Raw genomic sequence first — 23593 nt, 5'->3', positions numbered from 1 at the left:
CGCGTGGACGGCACCCGCGACCCCCTCGCCCGCGACGAACGCGCCGAGCTGCACTGGCTGCGCGCCGAGAACACCTTGCTGCGCGTGCAACTCGACATCCTGACGCACATCGCCACCGGCTACGCCCACGACGTCGACGCGATCCTCCGCCTGCGCGCGCACCGCTGATCGCCACGAGCCAACCACCCCGTCCGGGGAGCCGGCGCCGCTGCACCACCCGGCACCGCGGACACCCCGCCGTCAGGGCGGCCCACCCTCCCGCCGGCCGCCCTGACGGCACCCACCTCACGAAGGCCACCATGACCAACGCCCGACCCATCTGGCTGACACCGCACGCCCACGAGCGACTCCGGACCGAACTGGCCGAGCTGAGCCGCCGGGCGGACGACGAGTCGACCGACCAGGACGACCGCGCCACGATCCGCCGACTGCGGCACGACCGCATCCGCGAGATCCAGCACCTGCTCGCCGCCGCGGTCGTCGGCGAGGACCCGCCCGACGACGGCATCGCCGAACCCGGCATGGTGCTCACCGTCCGGTACGACGACGCCGACGAGCCCGAGACGTTCCTGCTGGGCGCACGTGCGGCCGAGCACGGCGACGTCGAGGTCTACTCCCCCGACTCGCCCCTGGGCACGGCGCTTACCGGCGCACGTCGCGGCGAACGGCGCACCTACCGCGTCCCGGACGGCAGCACGATCGGCGTCACCCTGCTCGACGCCGTGCCGTACGGACACCACCTCGGCACCGCGAGGACCGACTAGCGATCGACGACCTCGTGCCGCCACCCCCACCCCCGGTTACCGCCGGCGCGGCACTTCACGTGCGCATCGGCCCGAATCGACCGTCCAGGTGACGCCCCCGGCTCACGTCGGACCGGCGCCGTTACTCGGTGACGCACGAGATCCAGTACTTGCCGCCCTCGTGGTGCACGCCGTGCGTCTCGCTGGCGAAACCCGGGAACCGCTGGTCGAACGCCTCCAGCAGGCGCAGGTACCGGGGCAGCGGGCCGTCGGGCGAGCCGACGCGCTCGCCGGGCGCCAGCACCGGGATCCCGGGCGGCGTGGTGGTGACCTGGGTGGCCACCACGCGGTCGGCCAGGTCGTCCAGGCCGACGAGCTCGGTCTCGCCGCGGATGAAGCGCTGGTAGGCCTCGGCCGGCGTCATCACCGCCGTGGGCGGCGTGGGACTGGTGAACGCCTCGTTCAGCAGCTGCACGACCTTGGTGTCGGCGAGGCTGTGGTGCATCTCGTCGCACAGCTGCGGCAACGTCAGCCGCCCGTACCGCTCGGGGTGCGCCTTCACCAGGTCCGGCAGCACCTCGCCCAGCGGCGCGTGCTCGTCGTGCAGCTGCTTGAAGTCGGTGAGCGCGTCGAGCAACGTGCCCCACTTGCCCTTGGTGATGCCCATGGAGAACAGCACGAGGAACGTGTAGACGTCGGTCTTCTCCACCACGATCCGGCGCGTCTCCAGGTACGCCGTGACGACCCGGGCCGGGATGCCGAACGCCGACACGTCGCCCAGCGCGTCCACGCCGGGGCAGGTGATCGTCACCTTGACCGGGTCGAGCAGGCAGAAGCCGGGCTCGAGGTCGCGGAAGCCGTGCCACGCGGCGTCGGGCTCCAACGTCCAGCAGCCCGGTTCGGTGCGCAGCAGGTCGAGCGGCGCCTGCTCGAACGGCACCCGCTCGCCGGTGGCCGGGTCGGCGACCTCGGCCGGCTGCCAGACGCCGAAGAACCACGGCGGCCGGTCGCCCGCGTCGGCCAGCCGCCTGCCGAGCCGGATCATGGCCTGCCGGAACCGGACCGCCTCGGTGATCGCCTCGTTGGTCAGCCAGTTCCCGGCCGGACCGTCCATCATGCCCGCCGCGACGTCGCAGGACGCGATCATCGGGTACAGCGGCGACGTGGTGCCGTGCATCATGTACGTCTCGTTGAACCGGGACCGGTCGAACGGCGCCTTGTCGCCGGACTTCACGTGGATCATCGCCGACTGGGACAGCGCGGCCAGCAGCTTGTGCGAGGAGTGCGTGGCGAACACGGTGGGTCGCTGCGCGTCCGGCAGCCCGTCGCCGTCGACCGCCATCCCGTACCGGCGCGCGTAGAGCGGGTTGAACCGGCCGTAGGCGAACCACGCCTCGTCGAAGTGCAGCGTCCGGGTCGACGCGCCGAGCAGCTCGTTCACCCGCACGGTGTCGTAGCAGAGCCCGTCGTAGGTGGAGTTCGTGACGACCGCGTACGCCGCGTCCCGGCTCACCGCGCCCTCGGCGATCGGCGTGCGCTCGATCTGCGCGCGCACCGCCTCGGCCGTCAGCCGCTCCGGCGGGATCGGTCCGGTGATCCCGTAGCCGTTGCGCGTGGGCACGAGGTAGACCGGGCGCGCGCCGGTGAGCGTGACGCCGTGGTTGATCGCCTTGTGGCAGTTGCGGTCCAGCAGGGTGATCTCGTCGTTGGCCACCGCGCTGTGGATGATCATCCGGTTCGACGTGGACGTGCCGTGCAGCACGAAGTAGGTCTCGTCGGCGCCGAAGATGCGGGCGGCGTTGCGCTCGGCGTCGCCGACCGGGCCGGTGTGCTCGAACAGCGAGCCCAGTTCGCCGACGGACACCGAGATGTCGGTGCGGAACAGCCGTTCGCCGAAGTAGTCGAAGAACGCCCGCCCGATCGGCGACTTGAGGAACGCGATGCCGCCCGCGTGCGCCGGCGTGTGCCACGAGTACGGGTGCGTGTCGTCGAACCGGCACAGCTCGCGGAAGAACGGCGGCAGGATGTGGTCGAGGTAGGTGCGCGCGGCGAAGTCGATCCGGCCCGCGATGAAGTCCGGGGTGTCCTCCAGCAGCCAGATCCAGCCGTTGATCACCTCGGAGACCCACAGCGGCGTCTCGTCGCTGTAGTCGCCGGTGGTCAGCAGGAACACGGGCAGCCGGGAGGAGAACCGGTCCAGCAGCATGCGCAGCACGCCGCCCTCGACGGCCTGGCCCGCGTCGGGTGTCCGGATCGCGCCGCCGGCCAGCTCCCAGCTCACGACGGCGGCGGCGAGGTCGGCCTGCGCGGTGATCGCCGAGGCGGCGTCGGTCGCGGAGTGCACGACCATCACGTCGTGCCCGCACTCGCGCAGGTGCGCGCAGACCTGCTCGACCTTCGCCGCCGGCACGGTGTTGTCCTCTACCGCCCGTTCCGTGGCGATGAGGATGGTGGACCCGGTCATGAGGATCATCAGCTCTCTACGCGCGGGTGGATGTGCCGAGCGTAGAAGCGGCGGGGCGAGGCGGCGGCCGCATCACCGGAACGTGGTCCAGCCTCACCCGACCGTGGGAGAAGCGCTTCGCTCAGTCGAGCGGGTAGTCCATCTCGACCCCGGCCAACGTCACACCGTCGGGGAGCGGAACCCGAGTGTGCTTCACCTCTCGGAACCCGAACGACCGGTACAGCGGCACGCCGGGCAGCGTGGCCATCAGCACCAGCGACCGGAAGCCCGCGGCACGGGCGTCCCGCGCGCACGCGGCGAGGGTCGCGCGGCCCAGACCCCGGCGGGTCCAGTCGGCGCGGACGAACATCGCCCGCACGCGGGCGGGCTCGGTGGCCGGGTCGAGCAGGCGGCCGTCGTCGGGCCGGTCGCCCGACCCGGTGTAGAGCTTGTCCCGCTTGCTCCACCCGCCGCAGGCCACGACCTCCCCCGCCACCTCGTGCACGTAGTAGGTGCCGTCGTCGATCAGCACCACGTCGGGTTCGGTGAGGTAGCGGGCCGCACTGGCGGTCTCGCGCTCGTCGTGGAAGTGCGGGAACAGCTCCAGCACCGACCGGCGCATGAGCGCGGCGATCCCCGGCACGTCCGACCGCACCGCAGCGCGCTGCACAGGCGAATCCCCCACGCGTTCCCTCCCACCGTCGGGGACGATCATCCCACCCGTCGACGGCCGGGGTTCAGGTCAGGTGCGCGAGCAGCGGTGCACGATGCCGTCGGACTTGGTGGCGGAGGTGAGCCGGCCGCGGCGTCGAGCACCTCCCGGCGGCCCCGATCAGCTCCGGGCCGATGACGTCGCCCTTGATGACCGCGATCCGGTGCATCGCGGTCATCAGCCGCCGATCCCGAGCAACGCCACCATGACCGGCAGGCCGAGCAGGATCAGCACGGCGCCGAGCACGTCGAACGAGATGCCGGACCTGATCATCTTGGTGATCGGCACCACGCCGGAGCCGTAGACGACCGCGTTCTGCGGTGTCGACACCGGCAGCATGAACCCGAACGACGCGGCGAACGTCGCGGCCAGCGCGGGCACGAACGGGTCCGCGCCGGCCGCGACCGCGATCGGGATGACGATCGGGACGACCACGGCCGCCGACGCGGTGTTGCTCGTCGTCTCCGACACCACGATCGCGAGCACGACGGCGAAGATCGTGATGGGCACGACGCTGCTCAGGCCGAGCGCGTCGGACGCGGTCTCGCCGAGGGTCTTGGCCAGGCCGGTGCTCGCCAGCAGCGAACCGAAGACGATGCCGGTGCCGAACAGCAGGATCGTGCCCCAGTCGATCTGCGCGGCGTCACGCCAGCGCAGCGTGAACTCGCGCTGCCGCCAGTCGGTCGGCAGCAGGTACAGCAGGGACGCGCCGAGCACGGCCACAATGCCCTCGTCGAGCCGGTCGCTGATCGCCGCGTAGACGTCCGAGTCGTTGCCCGCCACCAAGGCGACCACACCGGGCACGATCCACAGCGTCACCGTGACGCCGAACGCGATCAGCGTGTTCTTCTCCGCGCGCGACAGCGGGCCCATGGCGGCCCGCTCGCCCGCCACGTAGTCGGCCACGCCCTCGATGCGCCGGATCTCGGGCCGGTTGAGCAGCAGCAGGACGACCGCCAGCGCGACGAACATGAGCGCGCAGATCGGCAGCGCGGTGGCCGTCCACTGGGCGAACGAGATCCGCTCGCCGGTGGCCTCCTCGATCAGGCCGCGCCCGATCAGGTTCGGCGGCGTGCCGACCGGGGTGAGCAGGCCGCCCACGCTCGCGCCGTAGGCCAGCATGAGCATGATCGCCGCGCCGACCCGCAGCCTCAGCGGGTCGAAGTCGGCCGCGACCATCCCCCTGTCCTGCAACAGCTTCGCGATGACGCCGAGGATGCCCAGCGCCGTCGGCAGCAGCATCGCCACCGTGGCCGTGTTGGACACGAACGCGGACAGCAGGCACGTGATGCCGCCGAACGCGACGATCACGCCCGTGGTCGACCCGCCGACCCGGGGCAGGGCGAGGATCCGGAACGCGAACCGGCGCGCCAGGCCGTGCTTGAGCATCGCCTGGGCCAGGATGAACGCGCCGATGAACGTGAAGATCGTCGAGGAGCCGAACGGGCGCAGCGCGGTGTCGGGCGGCACCACGTTCAGGATGACGATGAACGCGACGCCGATCAGGCCGCCGACCGGGATCGGCACCGCCTCGGTGATCCACAGCACGATGACGCCGAGGAGGATGCCGCCGAGCGTCTGCTGGTCGCCCGGGATGTCCAGCGGCAGGGCCAGGAACACCACGGCGACGAGCGGCGCGAGCCACAACCCGACCGTCCGACGACCGCGTTCGAACCTCTCCTCGGCGGGTGAGAGCCGTTGCTCCGCGAGACCGCGGTAGGTCGAGTGCCCGAGTAGGGCCTTGTCGACGTCGGTCCGGTCCGTGGGCTTCCCGTCAGCCATCGTCAGCCTCCCGTCGTCCCCACCCAGCGTGGCACCGCCCGACCACGACGGGCTACCCGCCGAGACGGCGACGCGGTCATGCCACCTGAGTGGACGATCGGCTGCGGACGCGGGTCGTGGCGGTTCCACCCGCGTCCGGACCGCTGGGCGCGCGGGTGGTCGCGGCGACGCAGCGGGGGACGGCAGAGGCTCCGCTCGGCGGTCCGCGAGAGCGACCGCGTCCGCCCACTGGCTCGACGCGGCCACGCGCGGCTGGGCGGTCGTGGCGGCGGTGCACCCGGTAGCCGCTCCACCGACACCGCGGTCCTCAGTGGACGATCAGGTTCGACGCGGGGCCGGCACGAGCGCGGCGGCTGTATAGGGCACCAGCCTGCGGAGCAGGTCGTCGGGCGCGTCGTGCGGTTCCCCGGCTCGCGGCAGGGGCATCCGTTCGCCGCGGAACAGGCCGCGGACCCAGCGGGCGACCGCGCTCGGCGGCGGCACGACGTCCGGACCGAACCTCGCCTGGACGATGACGTCCTCGCCGCTGTGCGTCTCCACGGCGGCCGACCACCCGTGCTCCTCGTCCCAGAGCAGCGCCACGTCCCGCTCGGGGAACCCGGGGAGCCTGCCGTCCAGCGCCAGGTACGCGCCGGCGGGCCGGTCCGCATGCACGTACGAGCACTCGCCGGTGAGCCCCAGTTCCTCGGTGACCAACCGGACGTAGCCCCGCAGGCCCCACGTCAACGCGTCGTCGAAGTCCAGTTCCATCGCGCATCGCCGCCTTCTCCCCGATTACCCAGGGTGTCGACGCGCCGACTGTTTGACGCAGTGGGGGTCTACCCCGATCGGGTGGGAGGTGAACCCGGAAAGGGCACTGTTTCGATCAAGATGACCGGGTTGACCATGGCGTTCGAGGTCGAGCACAGTGGTCGGGTGCAAAGGGCGTTGGGCATCCTGACCGTGCTCGCGTACGTGACGCTGCCGCTCGGGTCGGAGAGCTTCGAGCAGCTGCTCGTGCCGACGCTGCTCGTCGGGCTGGTCTACGGCGCGCTGGCCGTCTTCGGCTTCCCGTTCGCGCAACGGCGGCGCGGGGTGTTCGCGGCGGCGTACGTCCTCGTGCAGTTGCCGTTGGGGTTCGTGCTGTTCGCGCTGTCCGGCGCGGCGATCGGGTCGGTGCTGCTGCTGGTGGTGCTGGTCGCGCAGAGCGTGTTGTTGCTGCCGCTGCCGGCCGCCGCCGCGGTGGCCGCGGTCGTCCCGTTGATCCACGTGGAGATGGAGTGGCCCGCCGGGCTGCGTGAAGGGCTCGGCACGTTGGCCGTCACCGCGTTCACGGTCGTCATCACCGAGTTGCTGGTGCGGGAGCAGCGCGCCCGCGCGGAACTGGCGGTGGCCAACGAGCGGCTGCGGGGGTACGCCGCCCAGGCCGAGCAGCTCGCGACCACTCAGGAGCGCAACCGGGTCGCCCGCGACATCCACGACGGGCTCGGTCACCACCTGACCGTCGTCCAGATGCTCCTGCAGGCGGCGCGCGCGGTGATCGGCACCGCCGAGCCCGAGCGGCTCGACGCGATGCTGGCCAAGGCGCAGGACCAGTCGAAGCAGGCGCTGGCCGAGGTGCGCCGCTCGGTCGCGGCGCTGCGCGAGCCCCGGTCCGAGCCGCTGGTGGACGCGTTGCGCGCGTTGGCGTCCGAGACCACCGAGGCGGGTGTGCCGACCGGGTTCGAGGTGCGCGGCGCGGCCCGCGTCAGCCGCGCGGAGGTCGACGAGTCGTTGTTCCGGGCCGCCCAGGAGGGGTTGACGAACGTCCGCAAGCACGCCGCCGCGACCGCCGCGACCGTGGTGCTCGACTACGAGCGCGAGGACCTGGTCCGGTTGGAGGTGCGCGACGACGGCCGCGGCGTGGTCGACCGGTCCGGCGACGGGTTCGGGCTGGTCGGGATCGAGGAACGGGTGGCCGGGCTCGGCGGCCGGGTGTCGGTCGACTCCGCCGCCGGGAACGGCGTGACGCTGACCGTCGAGGTGCCGGCGTGACCGCGCCGGACCAGCCCGTCCGCGTCCTGATCGTGGACGACCAGGCCCTGTTCCGGGAGGCGCTGGCGACGTTGCTCGAGGTCCAGCCGGAGATCGAGGTGGTCGGCGAGGCAGGCGACGGCGAGCAGGCCGTGCGGCGGTGCGCCGAGCTGCGGCCCGACGTGGTGCTGATGGACCTGCGGATGCCGGTGCTCGACGGCATCGCGGCCACGAACCGGCTGCGGGTGGAGCAGCCCGGTGTGCGGGTGCTGGCGCTGACCACGTTCGACGACGACGCGGACGTGTTCGCGGCGTTGCGCGCCGGAGCGCTCGGCTACCTGCTCAAGGACGTCTCGTCGGCCCGGCTGGTCGAAGCCCTGGTCGCGGCCCGGCGCGGCGAATCGGTGCTGCAACCGTCCGTGGCGGCGAAGCTCGTGGCGCGGGTGGCGCGGCTGCCGCACGAGGACGAGCCGCCCCGTCAGCCGCCCGTGCCGCTGTCCGAACGCGAGCTCGACGTCGTCCGGCTGCTCGCCGAGGGCCGCAGCAACCGCGAGATCGCAGGCCGGCTCTTCCTGGCCGAGGGCACCGTGAAGAACCTCGTCACCGGCGTGCTGGCCAAGCTCCAGGTGCGCGACCGCACGCAGGCCGCCTTGCGGGCGCGCGAGCTCGGGCTCTGCTGAGGTCATGTGACCTCACGCATGACCTTCGGCACCTGACCGCGCTCCCCCGGCGGCGCAGGATCTCCGTTGCGCACAAGGCAATCGCAACGGAGGAGCTGTCATGAGTTCGGAACAGACGATCACCACCACCGGCCGGAGGGCCGGGCGGACCGCCGCCGTCCTGCGCTTCGCCCGGCACGCGCTGGAGATGGACGTCGCCATGGTGGTGGGCATGGTGGCGTTGGAACCGCTCTGGTCGTTCGCCTGGCCGGGCTTGGCCGACAACGTGACCGCGCACGTGTTGGTGATGGCGACCGACATGTCCCTTGGCATGGCGCTGTGGATGCGGATCCGCCGGCACGGGTGGGCGGGCATCGTCGAGATGTCGGCCGCGATGTACGTGCCGTACGTCGTGCTGCTGCCGTTCCACTGGGCCGACGCCCTGTCCGGGGCGGCGCTGATGACCGCCGGTCACGTGCTGATGGTCCCGGCGATGCTGGTCGCGATGCTGCGCCGCCGCCACGACTACGGGTGCTGAACGGCCGTGCGCACCGTCACACGCGCCTTGGCGGTCCTGCTCGCCGCCCTCGCCCTGCCGACCGCTTTCGGCGCGCCGACCGTCCGCGCCGCGTTCGACGACCTGAACGCGCCCCGTGCGGACGGCGCCGCGCCACCTCCCGCACGGTTCGCGCACGACCCGGCCAAGCCGACCGCCGTCGTCGTGGTCGGCGACCGCGGCGCCGTCGTGTCCGACACCCTCGCCCCCTACGAGGTCCTCGCCACGACCGGCGCGTTCAACGTCTACGCGGTCGCGCCGTCCGGCCGCCCGGCGCCGCTGACCGGCGGCCTGGACCTGGTGCCCGACCTGACCTTCGCCGGGTTGGCCGACCTGCTCGGGGGCGACGCCGCGGACGTGGTGGTCGTGCCCGCGATGCCGGACCTCGGCGAGGGCACGGCGCAGCCGGTCGCGGACTGGGTGCGGGGACAGGCGGCCGGCGGCGCGCTGCTGCTCGGCGTGTGCAACGGGTCCGGGGTCCTCGCCTCGGCGGGCCTGCTCGACGGCCGTGACGCCACCGCGCACCGGCTGCGCCTCGACGCGTTCGAGGACGACTACCCGGCCGTCGACTGGGCCCGCGGCACGCGGTACGTGGACGACGGCGACGTGATCACGACAGCCGGGATCCTGTCCGGTGTCGACGGCACGCTGCGCGTGGTCGAACGGTTGGTCGGGCCGGACGCCGCGGCCGACGCCGCGGAGGCGATCGGCTGGCGGCACTACCGCCGGGGCGTCCCGGCCTCGATGACGCAGGCGGACGTGCGGCCGGCCGACGCCGTCGTGGGGTTCAACAGTGCGTTCGGCTGGGACCGCGACCGGACCGGCGTCCTGCTCACCGACGGCGTCGGCGAGATCGAACTGGCGTCGGTCTTCGACACCTACGGTCAGTCGTTGGCCGTCCGCACGGTGGCCGTCGCGCCCGGTGTCGAGCCGGTGCGGTCGCGGCACGGGTTGACGTTCGCGCCGAGGGCGGACCCCACCGCCGCCGGCGGCCTGGACCGCCTGGTCGTGCCGGGCGCGGGATCCGCGCGACGGCGGGCGGCGGACCCGTACGCCGAGTTGGAGCCGGTCTACCTGCACCAGGAGGACGGTTTTCCGTTCGACGGCGTGCTGCGCGACCTCGCGCGCACCACCGACGTGGCCACGGCGACGTGGACGGCGAGGGTGCTGGAGTACCCGACCGACCACCTCGCGCTCAGCGGGTCGGCCTGGCCGTGGACGAGGACGCTGCGGCCGTTCGGGCTGGCCTTCCTCGGCGTCCTCGCGGCGCTCGGGCTGCTCCGGTGGGCGCGGGTCAGGCGAGCGGTCAGGTCGACACCAGCCGCACCGCCGCGACCGCCTCGTCCACGGACGCGTGCAGCGGCAGCGCCCCGTCCACCTGGCTGATCTGCAACGGCCGCAGCACGGCCCGGGTGTTCGCGACGACGGCGAACGGGACGCGCAGCCGGTTCGCCCGGTGGTGGCAGTTGACCAGCATCGCGATGCCGACCGAGCCCATGAACTCGACCTCCCCCAGGTCGAGCACCACCCCCGGCGGGCGCGACTCGAACACGACGTCGAGCTCGGCCACGACCGGTTGGTGCGTGGCGGCGTCGAGCGCGCCGGACACGCTCACCAGCAGGATGCCGCGGTCCAGTTCGGTGGTGGTCAGGTGGTGGGCGGGCTCGGCCATGGCGGAAGCTCCTCGCGATCGGAGACCACCGAGCCTGCTACCGCCGGGCGCGGGCCGCAAAACCTGGCCCGGGGGCCTGCTCACCCGGCCAGGGCGAGCAGGTCCCGGTTGCGCTCGGGATCGCGCAGCAGGCGGATGGACTCCTTCTCCAGCTGCCGGACGCGCTCCCGGGTGAGGCCGAGCTCCTCGGCCAGCTCCTGGAGGCTGCGGGGCCGCCCGTCGGACAGCCCGTAACGCTCAGTGAGGATCCGTGCCTGCCGCTCGGGAAGCGTGCGCACCAGGGCGCGCAGTCCCTCGGAGAGCTCCTGCTGCTCGACGGCCTCCTGGGCGTCCACGGCCTCGACGTCCTCGATCAGGTCGGCCACGGACGCGCCGCCGTCGTCACCGATCGGTGTTTCCAGGCTCACGGCGGTGCGGCTGGCGGCCATCAGGTCGACGACCCTGGTCACCGGCATCTTCGCCGCCTCGGCGATCTCCTCCGGGGTGGGCTCGCGGTCGGTCTCCAACCGCAGCCGCTGCTCGGTCTTGCGCAGCTTGCCCACCTCCTCGTGGACGTGCATGGGCAGCCGGATCGTCCTGGTCTGCTCGGCCAGGCCGCGTTCGATGGCCTGGCGGACCCACCAGACCGCGTACGTGGAGAACTTGAAGCCCTTGGCGTAGTCCCACTTCTCCACCGCGCGGATCAGGCCCAGGTTGCCCTCCTGCACCACGTCCAGCATCGGCAGGCCGCGGAACGAGTGCTTCTTGGCCACCGACACCACCAGGCGCAGGTTCGCCCGGATCATGTGGTCCTTGGCACGCCTGCCCTGCTCGGCCACGGTGCGCAGCGCTCGATGACGCTCCGCGTCCAGCGGCGGGCGGTCGCCCTCGTCGGACCTCCGCAGCAGTTCGGCCGCGTACACGCCCGCCTCGATGCGCTTGGCCAGCGCGACCTCCTCGTCGGCGGTGAGCAGGGGCGTGGACGTGAGCTCGCGCAGGTAGCGGCCGACGAGGTCGGCCTCGCGCGCACCCTCGCGCCCGATCGCCGCCGGACGGGGCTCGCGCGGCTCGCGGGTCGGGCGGGTCTGGCGGGGCATCTCCACCGTCAACGACATGGTCGTCTCCTTGCCGGATCGCACCCGCGCACGGGTGACGTGCGGGGTTCTGCCTGGGGATTTCGAGGGCCGTCCGCCGACATGACGGCTTCGGACGACTTTCGCCCCGCGCACCTCGGGCAGGGCCGACACCCGGTTCAACGGAACGGTTTCGGCTCGTATTCCACCCGAGACGGCGGTGTGGGCCTGGGCGTGACGGGGCACACCCCAAGGGCCGAGGCCTGGTTCGGCCGGCGGAGGTTCAGCGGAGGTGGCGGGTGACCGAGGACACGACCAGTGACGACCTGGCCGCCAGGCTGAACGAGGTCGCCCGCGCGCTGCACCGGCAGGACACCGCCCAGGACACGCTGGACGAGATCGTGCGCGCGGCCGTGGGCACCATCCCCGGCGCCTGGCACGCCGGGATCATGACGATCGTGGGCAAGCGCGACGTCCGGACCGTCGCGACGACCGGCGACGTGCCCCGCGACGTGGACCAGGCCCAGTTCGACACCGGCCAGGGACCGTGCCTGACCGCGCTCTACCAGCAGAAGATCGTCAGCGCGCCCGACCTGGCCCAGGAGACCCGGTGGCCGCTGTTCGCCGAGCGGGCCCTCGCGCTGGACGTGGCCAGCATGCTGTCGTTCCGGCTGTACGTGGAGGGCGACGACCTCGGTGCGCTCAACCTGTACTCACCGGACACGCGCGCGTTCGACGAGGAGTCGGAGCACGTGGGCCTGCTGTTCGCCGGGCACGCCGCCGTGGCGCTGGCCACCGCCCAGGAACGCGAGCACCTGGCCGAGGTGGTGCAGACGCGGGACCTGATCGGGCAGGCCAAGGGCATCCTGATGGAACGCCACCGGCTCACCGCCGACCAGGCCTTCGCCGTGCTCGTGCGCGCCAGCCAGCAAACCAACGTGAAGTTGCGCGTCCTCGCCGAGCGACTCACCCGGACGGGTGAGCTACCGACCCGTTGAACCCCGGCGCGGAGTCCGCTTTCCCGGTGTCCGACGAGCGCGCGATCATGGTGGCTCCCACCCACCGATCGGAGTCCCGTGGTCGACCTCCCGGTGCACCCGTCAGCCGACGCCCTGCTCGCGGACCCCGGCGGACCCAAAGACGGGATCGCGGCGGAGCTGGCGGCACGGGCGGGGCTCGCCGCCTTCGGCGTGGTGGAGCGGGGTGTGCTGCTGGCGGCGTCGTCATCGGAGGCCGAACGGCTCGGTGACGTGGTCGTGCGGCCGGAGCACGTGGTGCTGGGCTGGGTGCGCGCGGTCGAGGAGCGTGGGGCCCGGCCGCCGGGCGTGCCGGCGCTGGAGGTCGTGCGTGAGCGGTTGCAGGCGTTGATGGCCGACCGCGCGCACGCCGAGTACGAGGCGCTGCGGCCGATCCCCCGCCCGGACGCCGTGCGGCGGCCCCGGACGGTGCTGCTGGCGGGTGTGCCGGGCACGGGCAAGAGCACGTTGGCCGAAGCCCTGGCCTGGCGGCTCACCGCGCCGGTGTTCTCGATGGACTGGCAGCTGGGCGCGCTGCTGCCGTTCGGCGGGCTGCGGACGGACAACACGACGCACCTGGCGGAGCTGAACCTGACCGCGTCGGTGGCGCGGCAGCTCCAACTGGGCCTCGACGTGATCGTGGACGCGACCGGGCACCGCCGGGAGGCTCGACGGCGGTGGCGGTCGGTCACCGAGCGCCTGGGCGGGGTGTTCGTCGGCGTGGAGTGCGTGTGCTCGGACGAGGCGGTGCAACGCAGCCGCGTCGAGGGCCGGGCGCGCGGGATCCCCGGCTGGCCGGCGACGGTGCCGTGGGACCACGTGCTGCGGATGAAGCGGCGGTGGGAGAGCTGGGACGAACCGCACCTCGTGGTGGACTCCGCGACCGGACCGCCCGAGGTCGGCTTGCGCCGCGTGCTGGATCACTGCGCGTCGCTGGAGTAGGTGCTACCCGCGCGGGACGCGCTCGTCGTGAGGCTCGGGGTACTCGACGTGGAACTCGCCGTCGAACAGGCGCCAGTAGAAGCCGTTCAGCCGCGCGGCGGCGGGTGCGTGCCGGGCCAGGATCCCGGCCACGGCGGGCGGCACGTCGTCCGGGATGTCGCCGCCGGCGCACCGGCGGACGTACTCGTTGCGGGCCGCGGGGACGCCACCGGGCGGCACTGTCACCCCGCACACCTCGGTCACCAGCCAGTTCACCAGTCGCATGGCGGCGTAACCGGCGTCGTGCGTGGCGTTGCGCCGGACGAACTCCCGTTCGGCGGCCGACAGCTCGAACCGCGGCGACGTGACCAGCCCGAAGTCGGTCAGGTAGATCCGCTCGCCGTCGGTGCGCATGTTGCCGAGGTGCCCGTCCATGTGCAGCAGTTCCCGGTCGCGCAGGAACGCCACGATCTCCGAGAACTGCTGTTCGACCGCCTCGGCCTTGCCCGCGGGATCCTCGGCCAGCAACCGTTGCACCGGGTGCGGGACGTACTCGCAGAACAGCACGAGGCTGCGCGTCGCGGCGGCCAGCGCGTCGAGGCGTGCCCGCACGGCCGCGCTGCCGCCCATGAAGGCCACGACCTCGTCCACGTCGGCGTGCTCGGCGGCGACGGGCGCGCGGCCGGGCAGCACGCGCCAGTGGTGCAGCAGCGGGAACGCCGCCGTCTCGCCCGCCAGCACCGCGTCGGTCACGATCCGGTTCGCCGCCAGCTCGCGCCACGCGTTGAACGACGGGCCGCGGATGCCGTACTGGCAGAACACCGGCAGGTCGAAGAGGTTCGCGGTGGAGTGCGGCCGGGCGAACTCCCGGTCGGTCAACGGGATGCGCTTGACGAACACCGGCGTGCCGTCGACGTCGAGGACCGCGGAGCCGCCACCCACGCCTGAGTTGCCGTCCGTGCCGACGAGCGCCGCGAGTTCCCGATCGCGGTACGAGGCGAGGACGGCCGACAGTCGCTCGTGGTCGGCACGCCGGGAGGTGATCATGTCCCGATCATCCCCCAACCGTCGTTCGGCGTCCCGGCCGACGGAAAATCCCGGTCGGCACCGGCACCCGAGTGACTACTGTGCACGTGACGTCGAGGGGGCAGCTCATGGGCGAATCCGTCACCGCACGCCGGCCGCGCCGGTGGTAGGCGTGGGCCGGCCGCTGGTGGTGCCGGCGCCGTGGCCGCAGGAGGCCGTGGTGCGGACGGCGCGGTTGCGGGTGGAGCCCGTGCGGGTCGCGCACGCCGACGAGATGGCGGCGGTACTGGGCGATCCCGCGCTGTACGCGATCATCGGCGGTGCGCCGCCCAGTGCCGCCGAGCTCACGTCGCGGTACCGGCGTTGGGAGCGGCCCACGTCGGATGACGGTCGTGAGGGCTGGCTGAACTGGGTCGTGCTGCGGGAGGAGGACGAGACCGCCGTCGGCGCCGTGCAGGCGACGACCACGACCGGCGTGAACGGGTTGACCGCCGAGGTGGCCTGGGTGATCGGGGTGCCGTTCCAGGGTCGCGGCTACGCCACCGAGGCCGCCGCGGCCGTGGTCGGGTGGCTGGTCGACGGCGGCGCGCGGGACGTGCACGCGCACATCGCGCCCGACCACCCGGCGAGCGAGGCGGTCGCGCGGCGCATCGGGATGCGCGCCACCGGCGAGTTCCGCGACGACGGCGAACAGCGGTGGCGGTGGCGGCCGGCGCATGCGGTGCGGAACGCGACGTGACGCCGGCCGTTGGTCTCGATCGCCGCACGACGGCGGTGGTCGAGTTGACCTCGCCGTCCGCGCGGGTTATCCACGGTTGTGCGCGATGAGCAGCCAGGGCCGGTACCCCGCGACGACCACGTGACCGCCCCACCACCGGTCGGGTCGCAACCGGCCACGCCGCCACCCGCCGCGCCGCAGCCGGCCGCACCACAGCCCGCCACGCAACCACCGGCCGCACCACTGCCCGTCGCGGCGCAGCCGGGCGAGTTCCCGCCCGTCGCGCCACCCCTGGCCCCAGCCCATCCCGGCGGATCCGTCCCACCACGAAACTTCCGGTCCGGGCTGTCGTTGGTGGCGGTGTTCCTCGGCGGGCAGCTGACGATGCTCCTGGTGTCCGTCGTCGTGCTGCTGTCGTACGGCTCGGGGGACGTGGCGCTGCTCGAAGACGGCCGGCTGCTGGCGTTGCTGGTCCTGCCCACGTCGTTGGGCGCGGTGGTGGCGGTGGTCGGCACGGCCTGGCTGGGTGGCGGCCCGCGGCTCGGGCGGGTGGCGCGCGAGTTGGCCGTCCGCTGGAACGTCAAGGAGATCGCCATCGGCTTGGCGCTCGGCCTGGGCGGGTTGGCGCTGACGCTGCCCGCCGCCGCGGTGTGGGCCGCGTGGGTCGGTGAGGACCAGGCGAGCTCCGCGGTCGGTGACGCGTTCGCCGGGCGCGAACTGGGGCTGCCTGCGGCCGTGGTCGTGTTCCTGGCGATCTGGCTGGTCGCGCCGCTGGCCGAGGAAGTGCTGTTCCGGGGCGTGCTGTGGCGCGCGTTGGAGCACCTGGGCTGGAACCGGTGGGTCGTGTTCGTGGCGACCAGCCTGGTGTTCTCGATCGCGCACCTGGAACTGCTGCGCACCCCGCTGCTGCTGGTGCTGTCGATCCCGATCGGCCTGGCCCGGTTGCTCACCGGCAACCTGCTCGCGAGCGTCGTCGCCCACCAGGTCAACAACCTCCTGCCGGCCATCGCCCTGCTCCTGGCCACCACCGGCAACCTGCCGTGACCGTGCGCTGACCGTTCGCCCGTCCGGGGGACACGGCGACACGAGAGCATGATCCTCCGCGATACCTGGAGTACACGCCACCACTGCGGGCGGAGGTCCGGGTGCACACGTCGGGAGGCGCCGCCGAGACGCGGTCCACGTCGCCGAGACGCCTGCGCGACCGCCGACTGGCGCCGGCCTACGCCCTGGTGACCTCGTTCCTCGCGGTCGTGCTGCTCGGTGCCGTGGCGCGCGAGCCCACCGTCCCGCCCCCGGCGGCCGTCGGCATCCAGTTCGTGTCGGACCAGTCGGCCCGCGCGGTCCCCGGGTTGACGAACGCCCACGTCAAGGTGCTCGCCCGGAACTCCTCGGACCTCCGGGTGAACGACCGGGGCCAAGTGGACGTCGTCACGTCGGGCGAGCCGCTCACGATCTGCCTGCGGCTACCGGACAAGTGGTCGGCGCCCGCGCCCGCGGCACAGCTCGACGGGTACCGGTGCTGGCCGTCGGTCGACACCGCCGAGGTCAACGCCGACCGGCGGGTCGAGCTGGTCGTGACCCCCCCGAAGGGGTCCCGATGACCACGAGGAACGCGCTCGTCCTGGTCCTGACGGCGGTGTGCGCCACGGCGGGCGCGTTGGTCGGCCTCCAGGCCTGGGACCTGGACCTCTGGCGGTCGGTGACGGTGGTGGTGGTCGGCGCGCTCCTCGGCGTCGTGCTCGCGTTCGGGCTGCTGACCACCGACCGCCATGCGGTCACGCGGACCCACCGCGTGGCGCCCGCCGCAGCGGAACGCGAGCCGGTGTCCGCCCGGACCACCGAGCCCGGAACGAAGCCCAACCGGACGTGGTGGACCGAGACACCCACGCCACCGACGACCCCGCGACACGAGACGCCGCAGGGCTACGACGTGGACCGCGCGGTGGTGGCGCAGTGCCCGCGCTGCGGCGATTTCCGACTGGACCTGAAGCAGGACGGCGGTTCCTGCGCCTTCCACTGCCGCAACCCGAACTGCGGCCACCGGTGGGAGTGGCGCGCGGGTGCGCCGTGGCCGACCACCGTGATCCGCCGCAACCTGACCGGCTGACGTGACGACCGACGAAGAGGGGGTCGCTGTGGAGAAGTACCGGCAGTCCGTGTCACGGTCCGAGCCGGGGTGCGTGGTCATCCTGCTGGACCGCTCGGACTCGATGAAGCTCGCCTGGGGCCGCACCGGCGCGTCCCTGGCGGACGGCGCGGCGCTGGCCGTCAACAACATCCTGCTGGACATGTGCATCAAGGCGACCAGCGAGGTCAACGCGCCGGTGCGGCACTACTTCGACGTCGGCATCTTCAGCTACGGCGCACGCGCGACCGAGCCCGGAGAGGGCGTGGAGTCGGCGTTCGGCGGCGTGCTGGCCGGTCGCGGTCTCGTGCCGCTGCCGGAGTTGGCCGAGCACCCCGTGGCGGTGCGGGAGGAGCCGTCCATCGACCTGATGCCGGTGGCCGCGCGGATGCCGGTGTGGGTCGACCCGGCGCACGGCTACCGCACGCCGATGTGCCAGGCGATCGCGGTCGCCGGCGCGCACGTGTTCGACTGGGCCGCCGCGCACCCGGACTCGTTCCCGCCGATCGTCGTCAACATCACCGACGGCATGGTGACCGACAGCCCGTACGACGGCGCGACCCTCCAGGACTGGGCGCGGCGGCTGACGTCGATCGAGACCAACGACGGGGCGACGTTGTTCTTCAACGTGTTCCTCTCCCCCTTCGAGGTCACCGAGATCGTGTTCCCGTCCGATCCGGCCGGCCTGCCACCGCCCGGCCCGGACCTGTTCGAGCTGAGCAGTCCCCTGCCGCCGCCGATGGTCGACAACGCCAGGGTCGACGGCTACGACGTCCGGCCGGGCGCGCGCGGGCTGGCGTTCAACGTGGGCCGCTCGACCCTGCTGCGGGTGCTGCAGATCGGCACCAGAGTGCCGGATCGCGCGAGGTAGGGGCACGCCGTGGAGCACACCCGGCAAGTCGTCTTCTACGCGCCGAAGCACGGCAACGCCGAGGCCGAGTGGGAGGACGGCGCGGCGGCGGCGCCCGCTGACGGCGACGGACGCGGCCCCAGGTTCGCCGTCGCGGACGGCGCCACGCAGGGCTTCGGCTCCGCCCGCTGGGCGCAGCAGCTGGTCGCCGGGTTCGTCGGGGACCAGGGCACGGCGCCGGACCTGACCGTGGACGCCCTGCACCACTGGGCGTCGGACATGCAGGGCCGGTGGCACGACGATCCCCGCCTGGCGGGTGCGACGGACCTGCAACGGCTCAAGCAGGCGACGGTCGGCTCGTTCGCCACGTTCCTCGGCTGCGAGCTCCGCGACCTCGCCGGCCCACGGCCGCGGTGGACGGCGGTCGCGCTCGGCGACGCGGTGCTGTTCCACGTCCGCGGGCACCGGGTGGTGACCCAGTTCCCGCCGATCCCGCCGGAGGAGTTCGGCTCCAACCCCGACGGTCTGCCGACCGACGCCGCCGGGCTGGCCGACATGATCGGCCGGGCGTCGTTCGCCGAGGGCGACCTCGCGGACGGCGACCTGCTGTACCTGGCCACGGACGCGTTCGCCCAGTGGGCCGCCGCCGCCGACCTGCGCGACCCGCGGGCGTTGTGGACGACGTTGGCGGGGCTGGACCACCCCGAGGCGTTCCGCGCGCTCGTGGCGGGCCGCCGGGCGGCGCGCGAGATGGTCAACGACGACGTCACCCTCATGCGGGTGCGGCTCGATCGGAGGCCGGCCGAACACCTGGTGGTGTGCCTGTGATCCGCTACCCGACGCCCGAGGAGTACGCGAAGGCCGTGCAGCACGCGGACTGCTTCGTCGCCGACGAGCTGCGCGGGCTGGAACTCGTCGTGCACCCCCTGTACGGGATACCGATGCCGGCGGCGGGCACCAGCGCCGTCGTGTTCAAGGCGGTGGCGGGCGGCCAGGCTCAGGCGTTGCGGTTCTTCACCAGGGACGACGTGTCCAGCAGCGAGCGCTACGGCGCGCTGCACGCGCACTTCACGTCGAGCGGGCTGGAGAACGTGGTCGCCCTGCCCCGGTGGGTGGACGACGGCATCCGGGTCAACGGCCGCACGTGGCCCGCGGTGCGGATGCAGTGGGTGGAGGGCCACACGCTCAACCGGCACGTGGACGAGCTGGTGGAGCGTGCGGACACCTCGTCGTTGTCCGCGTTGGCGGGCTCGTGGCGCGCCCTGGTGACGCGGATACAGCGGGCCGGGTTCGCGCACGGCGACCTGCAGCACGGCAACGTCCTGGTCGGCCGGCACGGCGACCTGCGGCTGGTGGACTTCGACTGCTCGTGGATCGCCCGGTTCTCCGGCGCGCTCGCGCCGAGCGAGGCCGGGCACCGCAACTACCAGCCCGAGCACCGGCCGTGGGGCCGGTGGATGGACACGTTCTCCGGGCTGGTCATCTACCTGTCGCTGCTGGCGTTGGCGAAGGACCCGACCGGCTGGCGGACGTGCTACACCGGCGAGAACCTGCTGTTGCGGCGCGAGGACTTCCAGCCGCCGTTCACCACGGCCGCGTGGGCGCACCTGGCCGCGATCGGCGACCCCCTGGTGGACGAGGTGGCTCAGCGGCTCAAGGAGTGCTGCGCGCCGGGGTGGGTCGCCGACTCGGCGTTGGACGACCTGCTCGCGCCCCGGGCCAAGCCGTGGTGGGAACGCACGCCCACGGTGGTCGCGGCCCAGCCCGAGCGGGTGGCCGTGCCGGCTCCGCGCACGCCCGTCGCCCCGCCCCGCTCCACGCCGGTCACCCGGCCGCGGCCGCCCGGTGGTGACTGGTGGGCCTCGGTGGACCCGGCGCTGCGGAACGCGCCCGTGCCGCCGCAACCGCCTCAGCGCCCGCCACTGGCGAGCGTCTACGTGGCCGCAGTCGCGGTCGGCCTCCTTCTGGGGCTCGTCGCCGTGGCCGGAGCGGGTGCTGGGGCGGGTGTCCTGTTCGGGGTGGTGGCGGCCCTGGTCACGTTCGCGATCGGGTTGATCCGGCGGAACCGGGCGGGTTAGGCCGCCAACAGGCAGACGATCACGCCGAGCAGGCCGACGGACGCGATCACCACGGCCTGGCGGGCGCGTGGCTCGTGCTTCCGCATGGCCACGACGCCCAGGACCAGGCCGATGAGGACCACCACCCCGGCCGGCGCGGCGACCGGGGAGCCACCGGCCGCCGCTTGGAGCAGGAACGGGATCCCGGTCGCGCCGAGAACCGCGCTGAGGAACGAGCGGTCGTTCGACGGCGGGGACGTGGGCGGTTCCGGTGCCGGCGGCTCCGGCGTGCGCGGTTGCGACACCGGCTGTTGCGGCTCGGGCTCTTGTGACACGGGTTCCCGCGCAGGTTCCTGCGGCACGTGCCGTCGCGGCCAGGACCGATCCGGCTCAGCCGGGGCGGGTGGGCGTGACGCGAGCGGTTGTGGTGCCGAAGGGCGCGGCGCCGGCGGTTCCGTTGTGGACGGAGTCGGCTTCTCGCCCTGCCACCACTGCGGACCCGACGGCCGGGCGGGTTCCGGCTTGTCGGCGTCCGGCTGCGCCTCGGTCTCCATCACGTTCCGCAGCCAGGCCGGCGTCGCACCGGCACCCGTGGCCCCGACCGGCGTGCCGGCTGTCGCTTCCGGCTCCCGTGGTGGCCCGATCACCACCGGGTTCTTCTGCCAGTAGTCGGCGGCCGAGAGCCAGGTGACGCCCTCGGGCAGCCCTTCGCCCTCCCCCGGCTCGACGCCCGCCAGGATCTCGTCGATCTCCCGCGAGTTCATGTTGGTGATCTCGCCGCGCTCGCGGAACTCGCGCAGCAGCTTCACGATGTCGGCACGGGCGATCTCGTCCCGCTCCGTCCGCAGGTGCCGGCGCAGCTGGCCGATGATGATCTCCTGCCGCTCCGGGGCGATCGGCTGCGGCCCGAGGAGTTCGGCGATGCGGTAGAGGTACTCGAAGGGCACCTTGGGCGGTGGGGGCATCGGGTTCGGCGGCACGCGCTTCTGGGCGGCCAGCTCGGTGAGCGCGCCCGCCAACGACACGATCGCGTCCGCGCTGCGCTCCCGGTAGTCGACCAGCTGCCGTTCCATGATCGGGATGCGGAGGTTGTCCAGCGGTCCGACCTGCACCGGCAGCACCGGCACGCCGAGCTGCTGCGCGTAGTCGAACTCCGCGTGGCAGGGCACCGACTTCCAGGACGCCTGCGACAGCGCGAACACGAAGACCCGGGCGGCCTGGATGGTGCGGATGATCTCGCGCCACCACAGCTCGCCGCCGTGGATCTCGTGGTCGAGCCAGACCTGCTGCCCCATCCGGCCGAGGTCGTCCCGAAGGGCGCGCACCAGGGTCTCGTCGGCACGGGTGTAGCTGACGAAGATGGTCATGGTCACGCCCTCCGGTCCGGGGCACGTCACTCCAGCGCTCATCTGATTGGTCGCGCGGAACCGCCCTTTCGTTGCGCTCGGTGGGGGTCGTTCACCTATCTGACCCGTTGGAGTGACCTCTCCCGGCGCTCCGCCACGCTCGACCCGGACTCCCGACGGGCCATCCGGCGCAGCACGGCCGGCGCCACGAGCAGGCCCAGGACCGCCCACGCGGTGAGCACGCCGACGGTTTCCAGGTGCCGCCAGGACTCGCCGATCTCCACGGCCGCGGCGGCGTCGGGCAGCAACGCCGAGCGCATGCCGAGGCCGAGCCAGTAGACCGGGAACACCTGGGCGATCCACTGCACCCAGTCCGGCAGGGCCGTGACCGGGTAGAAGATGCCGGAGATCGCGATCATGGCGAGGATCGGCAGGATGAGCAGGCCCTGCGCGCGGGCGCTGGAGAACACCGAACCGAGCACCGCGCCGATGGGCAGGGCGGCGAGCATGCCGAGCGCCAGCACCCACGCCAGGGTCAGCCACGCGTCGACGCTGCCCGTGACCAGGCCGGAGACCAGGAACACGCCCGGGACCAGGAAGATCGCCAGGTCCACGACGAGGCCGCCGGACACCGACACGAGCTTGCCGACCAGGTAGCCCAGCATCCCGTTCGGCGTGGCCTTGGCCCGCAGCAGCGTGCCGTCCTCGCGGTCGGCGGTGAGCAGCTGGCTCATGGTGACCATGGCCATCGCGGCGTTCATGCCGAGGATGCTGGGCAGCGCCAGGGCGCCGACCGAGAACCCGGTCTGCCCGAACGACACGTCACGCAGGAAGAACGTGACGACGAGCATCAGCACGGGCCAGAACGCGTGGTTCCACAGGTCCGCGCCGTTGGTCAGCGACTGCCGCAGTTCGATCAGGCCGCGCTGCCTGCCCGCGCGCAACGCGGTGGTGGTCGGGCTCACCGGGCCGCTCCTTCCGCCTCGACCCGCCGCACCAGCGACAGGTAGGTGTCTTCGAGTGAGGCCTGGCGGACCTCCAGGTCGGTGATCCCGTCGCCGTGGCGGCGGAACAGGTCGTGCACGAACTTCGTGGACTCCCGCACGTGCCGGACGTGCCGCTGCCCGGCGTGGGTCCAGCGGACCTCGTCCTCGCCCGCGATGCGCTGCGCCAGCTCGTCGGCCGTGCCGTCGGCGACGATCCGGCCGCCGTCGAGGATGACGATGCGGTCGGCGAGCTTCTCGGCCTCGTCCAGGTCGTGCGTGGTGAGCAGGACCGTCGTCGACTCCTGGGCCGCGAGCCGGTGCACGAGCTCGTGGAACTCACGCCGGGCGACCGGGTCGAACCCCGTGGTCGGTTCGTCCAGGAACAGCAGCTCGGGGCGGCCGACGATGCCGACGGCGACGTCCAGCCTGCGCCGCTGGCCGCCGGACAGCGTGCGGATCTTCGCGCCCGCCTGCGCGGTCAGGCCGACGGCCGCGACCAGGTCGTCCGGGTCCCACGGTCGGGCGACCTGGTCGGTGGCGTAGCAGGAGTAGTAGACGCCGAGGTGTCGCAGCAGCTCGCGGACGCGCCACTTGCCGTGGTCGCGCCAGGACTGCAGCACGACGCCGACGCGGGCGCGCCACCGCTCGTCGGCGTGGGCCGGGTCGACGCCGAGCACCGACACCCGGCCCGCCGAGCGCATCCGGAAACCCTCCAGGATCTCGATCGTCGTGGTCTTGCCCGCGCCGTTCGGGCCGAGCAGGGCCAGCACCTCGCCGTGGCGGGCCTGGAACGTGACGTCGTGCAGGACGTCGGTCGTGCCGTAGCGCATGCGCAGGCCGTCGACGTCGAGCGCGACTTGTTCGCTCGCCATTCCTCCCCCTTGTCTGCCGGGTCGATCTTCAAGAGGGAGCGAAAGCTACGTTGCGTTTTGTG

At 72.9% G+C, this 23593-nt stretch carries 26 protein-coding genes; 15 read left to right on the top strand and 11 right to left on the bottom strand.

The genetic code is table 11. The features are described 5' to 3' along the window. Positions 1-3: 3 nt before the first annotated feature. Both AB0H12_RS34645 and AB0H12_RS34640 read left to right on the top strand, forming a co-directional pair. Positions 4-168, top strand: coding sequence for a hypothetical protein (locus AB0H12_RS34645; protein ID WP_499628621.1), 165 nt, complete (start codon positions 4-6; stop codon positions 166-168). A gap of 131 nt (positions 169-299) precedes the next feature. Next, the gene (locus tag AB0H12_RS34640; RefSeq protein WP_499628620.1) at positions 300-764 is read left to right on the top strand and encodes a GreA/GreB family elongation factor; all 465 of its coding nucleotides are present in this window, start codon (positions 300-302) and stop codon (positions 762-764) included. Positions 765-885: 121 nt separating this feature from the next. On the opposite strand, the gene AB0H12_RS34635 is transcribed toward AB0H12_RS34640, so the two are convergent. From AB0H12_RS34635 to AB0H12_RS34620, 4 genes are all read right to left on the bottom strand, one after another. After that, the gene (locus AB0H12_RS34635) at positions 886-3216 is read right to left on the bottom strand and encodes an Orn/Lys/Arg family decarboxylase (RefSeq protein ID WP_499628619.1); all 2331 of its coding nucleotides are present in this window, start codon (positions 3214-3216) and stop codon (positions 886-888) included. Positions 3217-3328: 112 nt separating this feature from the next. After that, positions 3329-3856, bottom strand: a complete 528-nt coding sequence (locus tag AB0H12_RS34630; RefSeq protein ID WP_499628618.1) for a GNAT family N-acetyltransferase — start codon at positions 3854-3856, stop codon at positions 3329-3331. Between the two features lie 219 nt (positions 3857-4075). Then, on the bottom strand, positions 4076-5680 hold the full coding sequence (locus AB0H12_RS34625) for an SLC13 family permease (RefSeq protein ID WP_499628617.1): 1605 nt from the start codon (positions 5678-5680) through the stop codon (positions 4076-4078). A 318-nt stretch (positions 5681-5998) separates the two neighbouring features. Then, on the bottom strand, positions 5999-6430 hold the full coding sequence (locus AB0H12_RS34620) for a DUF6292 family protein (RefSeq protein ID WP_499628616.1): 432 nt from the start codon (positions 6428-6430) through the stop codon (positions 5999-6001). A 120-nt stretch (positions 6431-6550) separates the two neighbouring features. Here AB0H12_RS34620 and AB0H12_RS34615 point away from each other — a divergent pair, with 120 nt between their 5' ends. From AB0H12_RS34615 to AB0H12_RS34600, 4 genes are all read left to right on the top strand, one after another. Continuing rightward, positions 6551-7693: a sensor histidine kinase gene (locus AB0H12_RS34615; protein WP_499628615.1), complete on the top strand. Its 1143-nt coding sequence runs from the start codon at positions 6551-6553 to the stop codon at positions 7691-7693. After that, positions 7690-8352 carry a response regulator gene (locus AB0H12_RS34610; RefSeq protein WP_499628614.1) on the top strand — a complete coding sequence of 221 codons (663 nt, stop codon included), beginning with the start codon at positions 7690-7692 and terminating at the stop codon, positions 8350-8352. Before AB0H12_RS34615 ends, AB0H12_RS34610 begins: the two co-directional genes overlap by 4 nt. A 100-nt stretch (positions 8353-8452) precedes the next feature. Next, the gene (locus tag AB0H12_RS34605; protein ID WP_499628613.1) at positions 8453-8869 is read left to right on the top strand and encodes a hypothetical protein; all 417 of its coding nucleotides are present in this window, start codon (positions 8453-8455) and stop codon (positions 8867-8869) included. A gap of 6 nt (positions 8870-8875) precedes the next feature. Beyond that, positions 8876-10273 (top strand): DJ-1/PfpI family protein, encoded by a 1398-nt coding sequence (locus tag AB0H12_RS34600; protein WP_499628612.1) that lies wholly within the window; start codon positions 8876-8878, stop codon positions 10271-10273. On the opposite strand, the gene AB0H12_RS34595 is transcribed toward AB0H12_RS34600, so the two are convergent. Further along, positions 10194-10559: an STAS domain-containing protein gene (locus AB0H12_RS34595; RefSeq protein WP_499628611.1), complete on the bottom strand. Its 366-nt coding sequence runs from the start codon at positions 10557-10559 to the stop codon at positions 10194-10196. The two genes, AB0H12_RS34600 and AB0H12_RS34595, sit on opposite strands and share 80 nt — an antisense overlap. Before the next feature lie 80 nt (positions 10560-10639). Then, complete coding sequence (locus AB0H12_RS34590) at positions 10640-11653, bottom strand: sigma-70 family RNA polymerase sigma factor (protein WP_499628610.1); 1014 nt, start codon at positions 11651-11653, stop codon at positions 10640-10642. A gap of 257 nt (positions 11654-11910) precedes the next feature. Here AB0H12_RS34590 and AB0H12_RS34585 point away from each other — a divergent pair, with 257 nt between their 5' ends. Then, a complete protein-coding gene (locus tag AB0H12_RS34585) occupies positions 11911-12609 on the top strand; it encodes a GAF and ANTAR domain-containing protein (RefSeq protein WP_499628609.1) in 699 nt (232 codons plus the stop codon). Between the two features lie 78 nt (positions 12610-12687). After that, positions 12688-13569, top strand: coding sequence for a P-loop nucleotide/nucleoside kinase family protein (locus tag AB0H12_RS34580; protein ID WP_499628608.1), 882 nt, complete (start codon positions 12688-12690; stop codon positions 13567-13569). A 3-nt stretch (positions 13570-13572) separates the two neighbouring features. Here the strand turns inward: AB0H12_RS34580 and AB0H12_RS34575 are convergent, their stop codons facing one another. Then, positions 13573-14595 (bottom strand): serine/threonine protein phosphatase, encoded by a 1023-nt coding sequence (locus tag AB0H12_RS34575; protein WP_499628607.1) that lies wholly within the window; start codon positions 14593-14595, stop codon positions 13573-13575. 151 nt (positions 14596-14746) lie between these two features. Between AB0H12_RS34575 and AB0H12_RS34570 the strand changes: the two genes are divergently transcribed. Further along, entirely contained in the window at positions 14747-15313 is a 567-nt protein-coding gene (locus AB0H12_RS34570; protein WP_499628606.1) for a GNAT family N-acetyltransferase, read from the top strand. 66 nt (positions 15314-15379) lie between these two features. On the opposite strand, the gene AB0H12_RS34565 is transcribed toward AB0H12_RS34570, so the two are convergent. Further along, a complete protein-coding gene (locus AB0H12_RS34565) occupies positions 15380-15598 on the bottom strand; it encodes a hypothetical protein (RefSeq protein WP_499628605.1) in 219 nt (72 codons plus the stop codon). Positions 15599-15646: 48 nt separating this feature from the next. Between AB0H12_RS34565 and AB0H12_RS34560 the strand changes: the two genes are divergently transcribed. The 6 genes from AB0H12_RS34560 to AB0H12_RS34535 all read left to right on the top strand — a co-directional run bounded on the left by AB0H12_RS34560 (position 15647) and on the right by AB0H12_RS34535 (position 20348). After that, positions 15647-16336, top strand: a complete 690-nt coding sequence (locus AB0H12_RS34560; RefSeq protein WP_499628604.1) for a CPBP family intramembrane glutamic endopeptidase — start codon at positions 15647-15649, stop codon at positions 16334-16336. 101 nt (positions 16337-16437) lie between these two features. Further along, positions 16438-16896, top strand: coding sequence for a hypothetical protein (locus AB0H12_RS34555; protein ID WP_499628603.1), 459 nt, complete (start codon positions 16438-16440; stop codon positions 16894-16896). Further along, complete coding sequence (locus tag AB0H12_RS34550; RefSeq protein WP_499628602.1) at positions 16893-17402, top strand: hypothetical protein; 510 nt, start codon at positions 16893-16895, stop codon at positions 17400-17402. The genes AB0H12_RS34555 and AB0H12_RS34550 overlap by 4 nt, the downstream gene beginning before the upstream one ends. Before the next feature lie 49 nt (positions 17403-17451). After that, positions 17452-18291, top strand: coding sequence for a hypothetical protein (locus AB0H12_RS34545; protein WP_499628601.1), 840 nt, complete (start codon positions 17452-17454; stop codon positions 18289-18291). Between the two features lie 9 nt (positions 18292-18300). Then, positions 18301-19098, top strand: a complete 798-nt coding sequence (locus AB0H12_RS34540; RefSeq protein ID WP_499628600.1) for a hypothetical protein — start codon at positions 18301-18303, stop codon at positions 19096-19098. Then, complete coding sequence (locus AB0H12_RS34535) at positions 19095-20348, top strand: protein kinase family protein (protein WP_499628599.1); 1254 nt, start codon at positions 19095-19097, stop codon at positions 20346-20348. The genes AB0H12_RS34540 and AB0H12_RS34535 overlap by 4 nt, the downstream gene beginning before the upstream one ends. On the opposite strand, the gene AB0H12_RS34530 is transcribed toward AB0H12_RS34535, so the two are convergent. From AB0H12_RS34530 to AB0H12_RS34520, 3 genes are all read right to left on the bottom strand, one after another. Then, a complete protein-coding gene (locus AB0H12_RS34530; RefSeq protein WP_499628598.1) occupies positions 20345-21694 on the bottom strand; it encodes a toll/interleukin-1 receptor domain-containing protein in 1350 nt (449 codons plus the stop codon). The genes AB0H12_RS34535 and AB0H12_RS34530 overlap by 4 nt on opposite strands. Positions 21695-21789: 95 nt before the next feature. After that, on the bottom strand, positions 21790-22638 hold the full coding sequence (locus tag AB0H12_RS34525; protein WP_499628597.1) for an ABC transporter permease: 849 nt from the start codon (positions 22636-22638) through the stop codon (positions 21790-21792). Next, on the bottom strand, positions 22635-23531 hold the full coding sequence (locus AB0H12_RS34520; RefSeq protein WP_499628596.1) for an ABC transporter ATP-binding protein: 897 nt from the start codon (positions 23529-23531) through the stop codon (positions 22635-22637). The genes AB0H12_RS34525 and AB0H12_RS34520 overlap by 4 nt, the downstream gene beginning before the upstream one ends. Positions 23532-23593 lie beyond the last annotated feature (62 nt).

Source organism: Actinosynnema sp. NPDC023794 (assembly GCF_040639675.1).
Taxonomy (GTDB): domain Bacteria; phylum Actinomycetota; class Actinomycetes; order Mycobacteriales; family Pseudonocardiaceae; genus Actinosynnema; species Actinosynnema luteola.
Note: the sequence above shows the minus strand (reverse complement) of the source record. Positions and strands in the feature narration are given on the sequence as shown.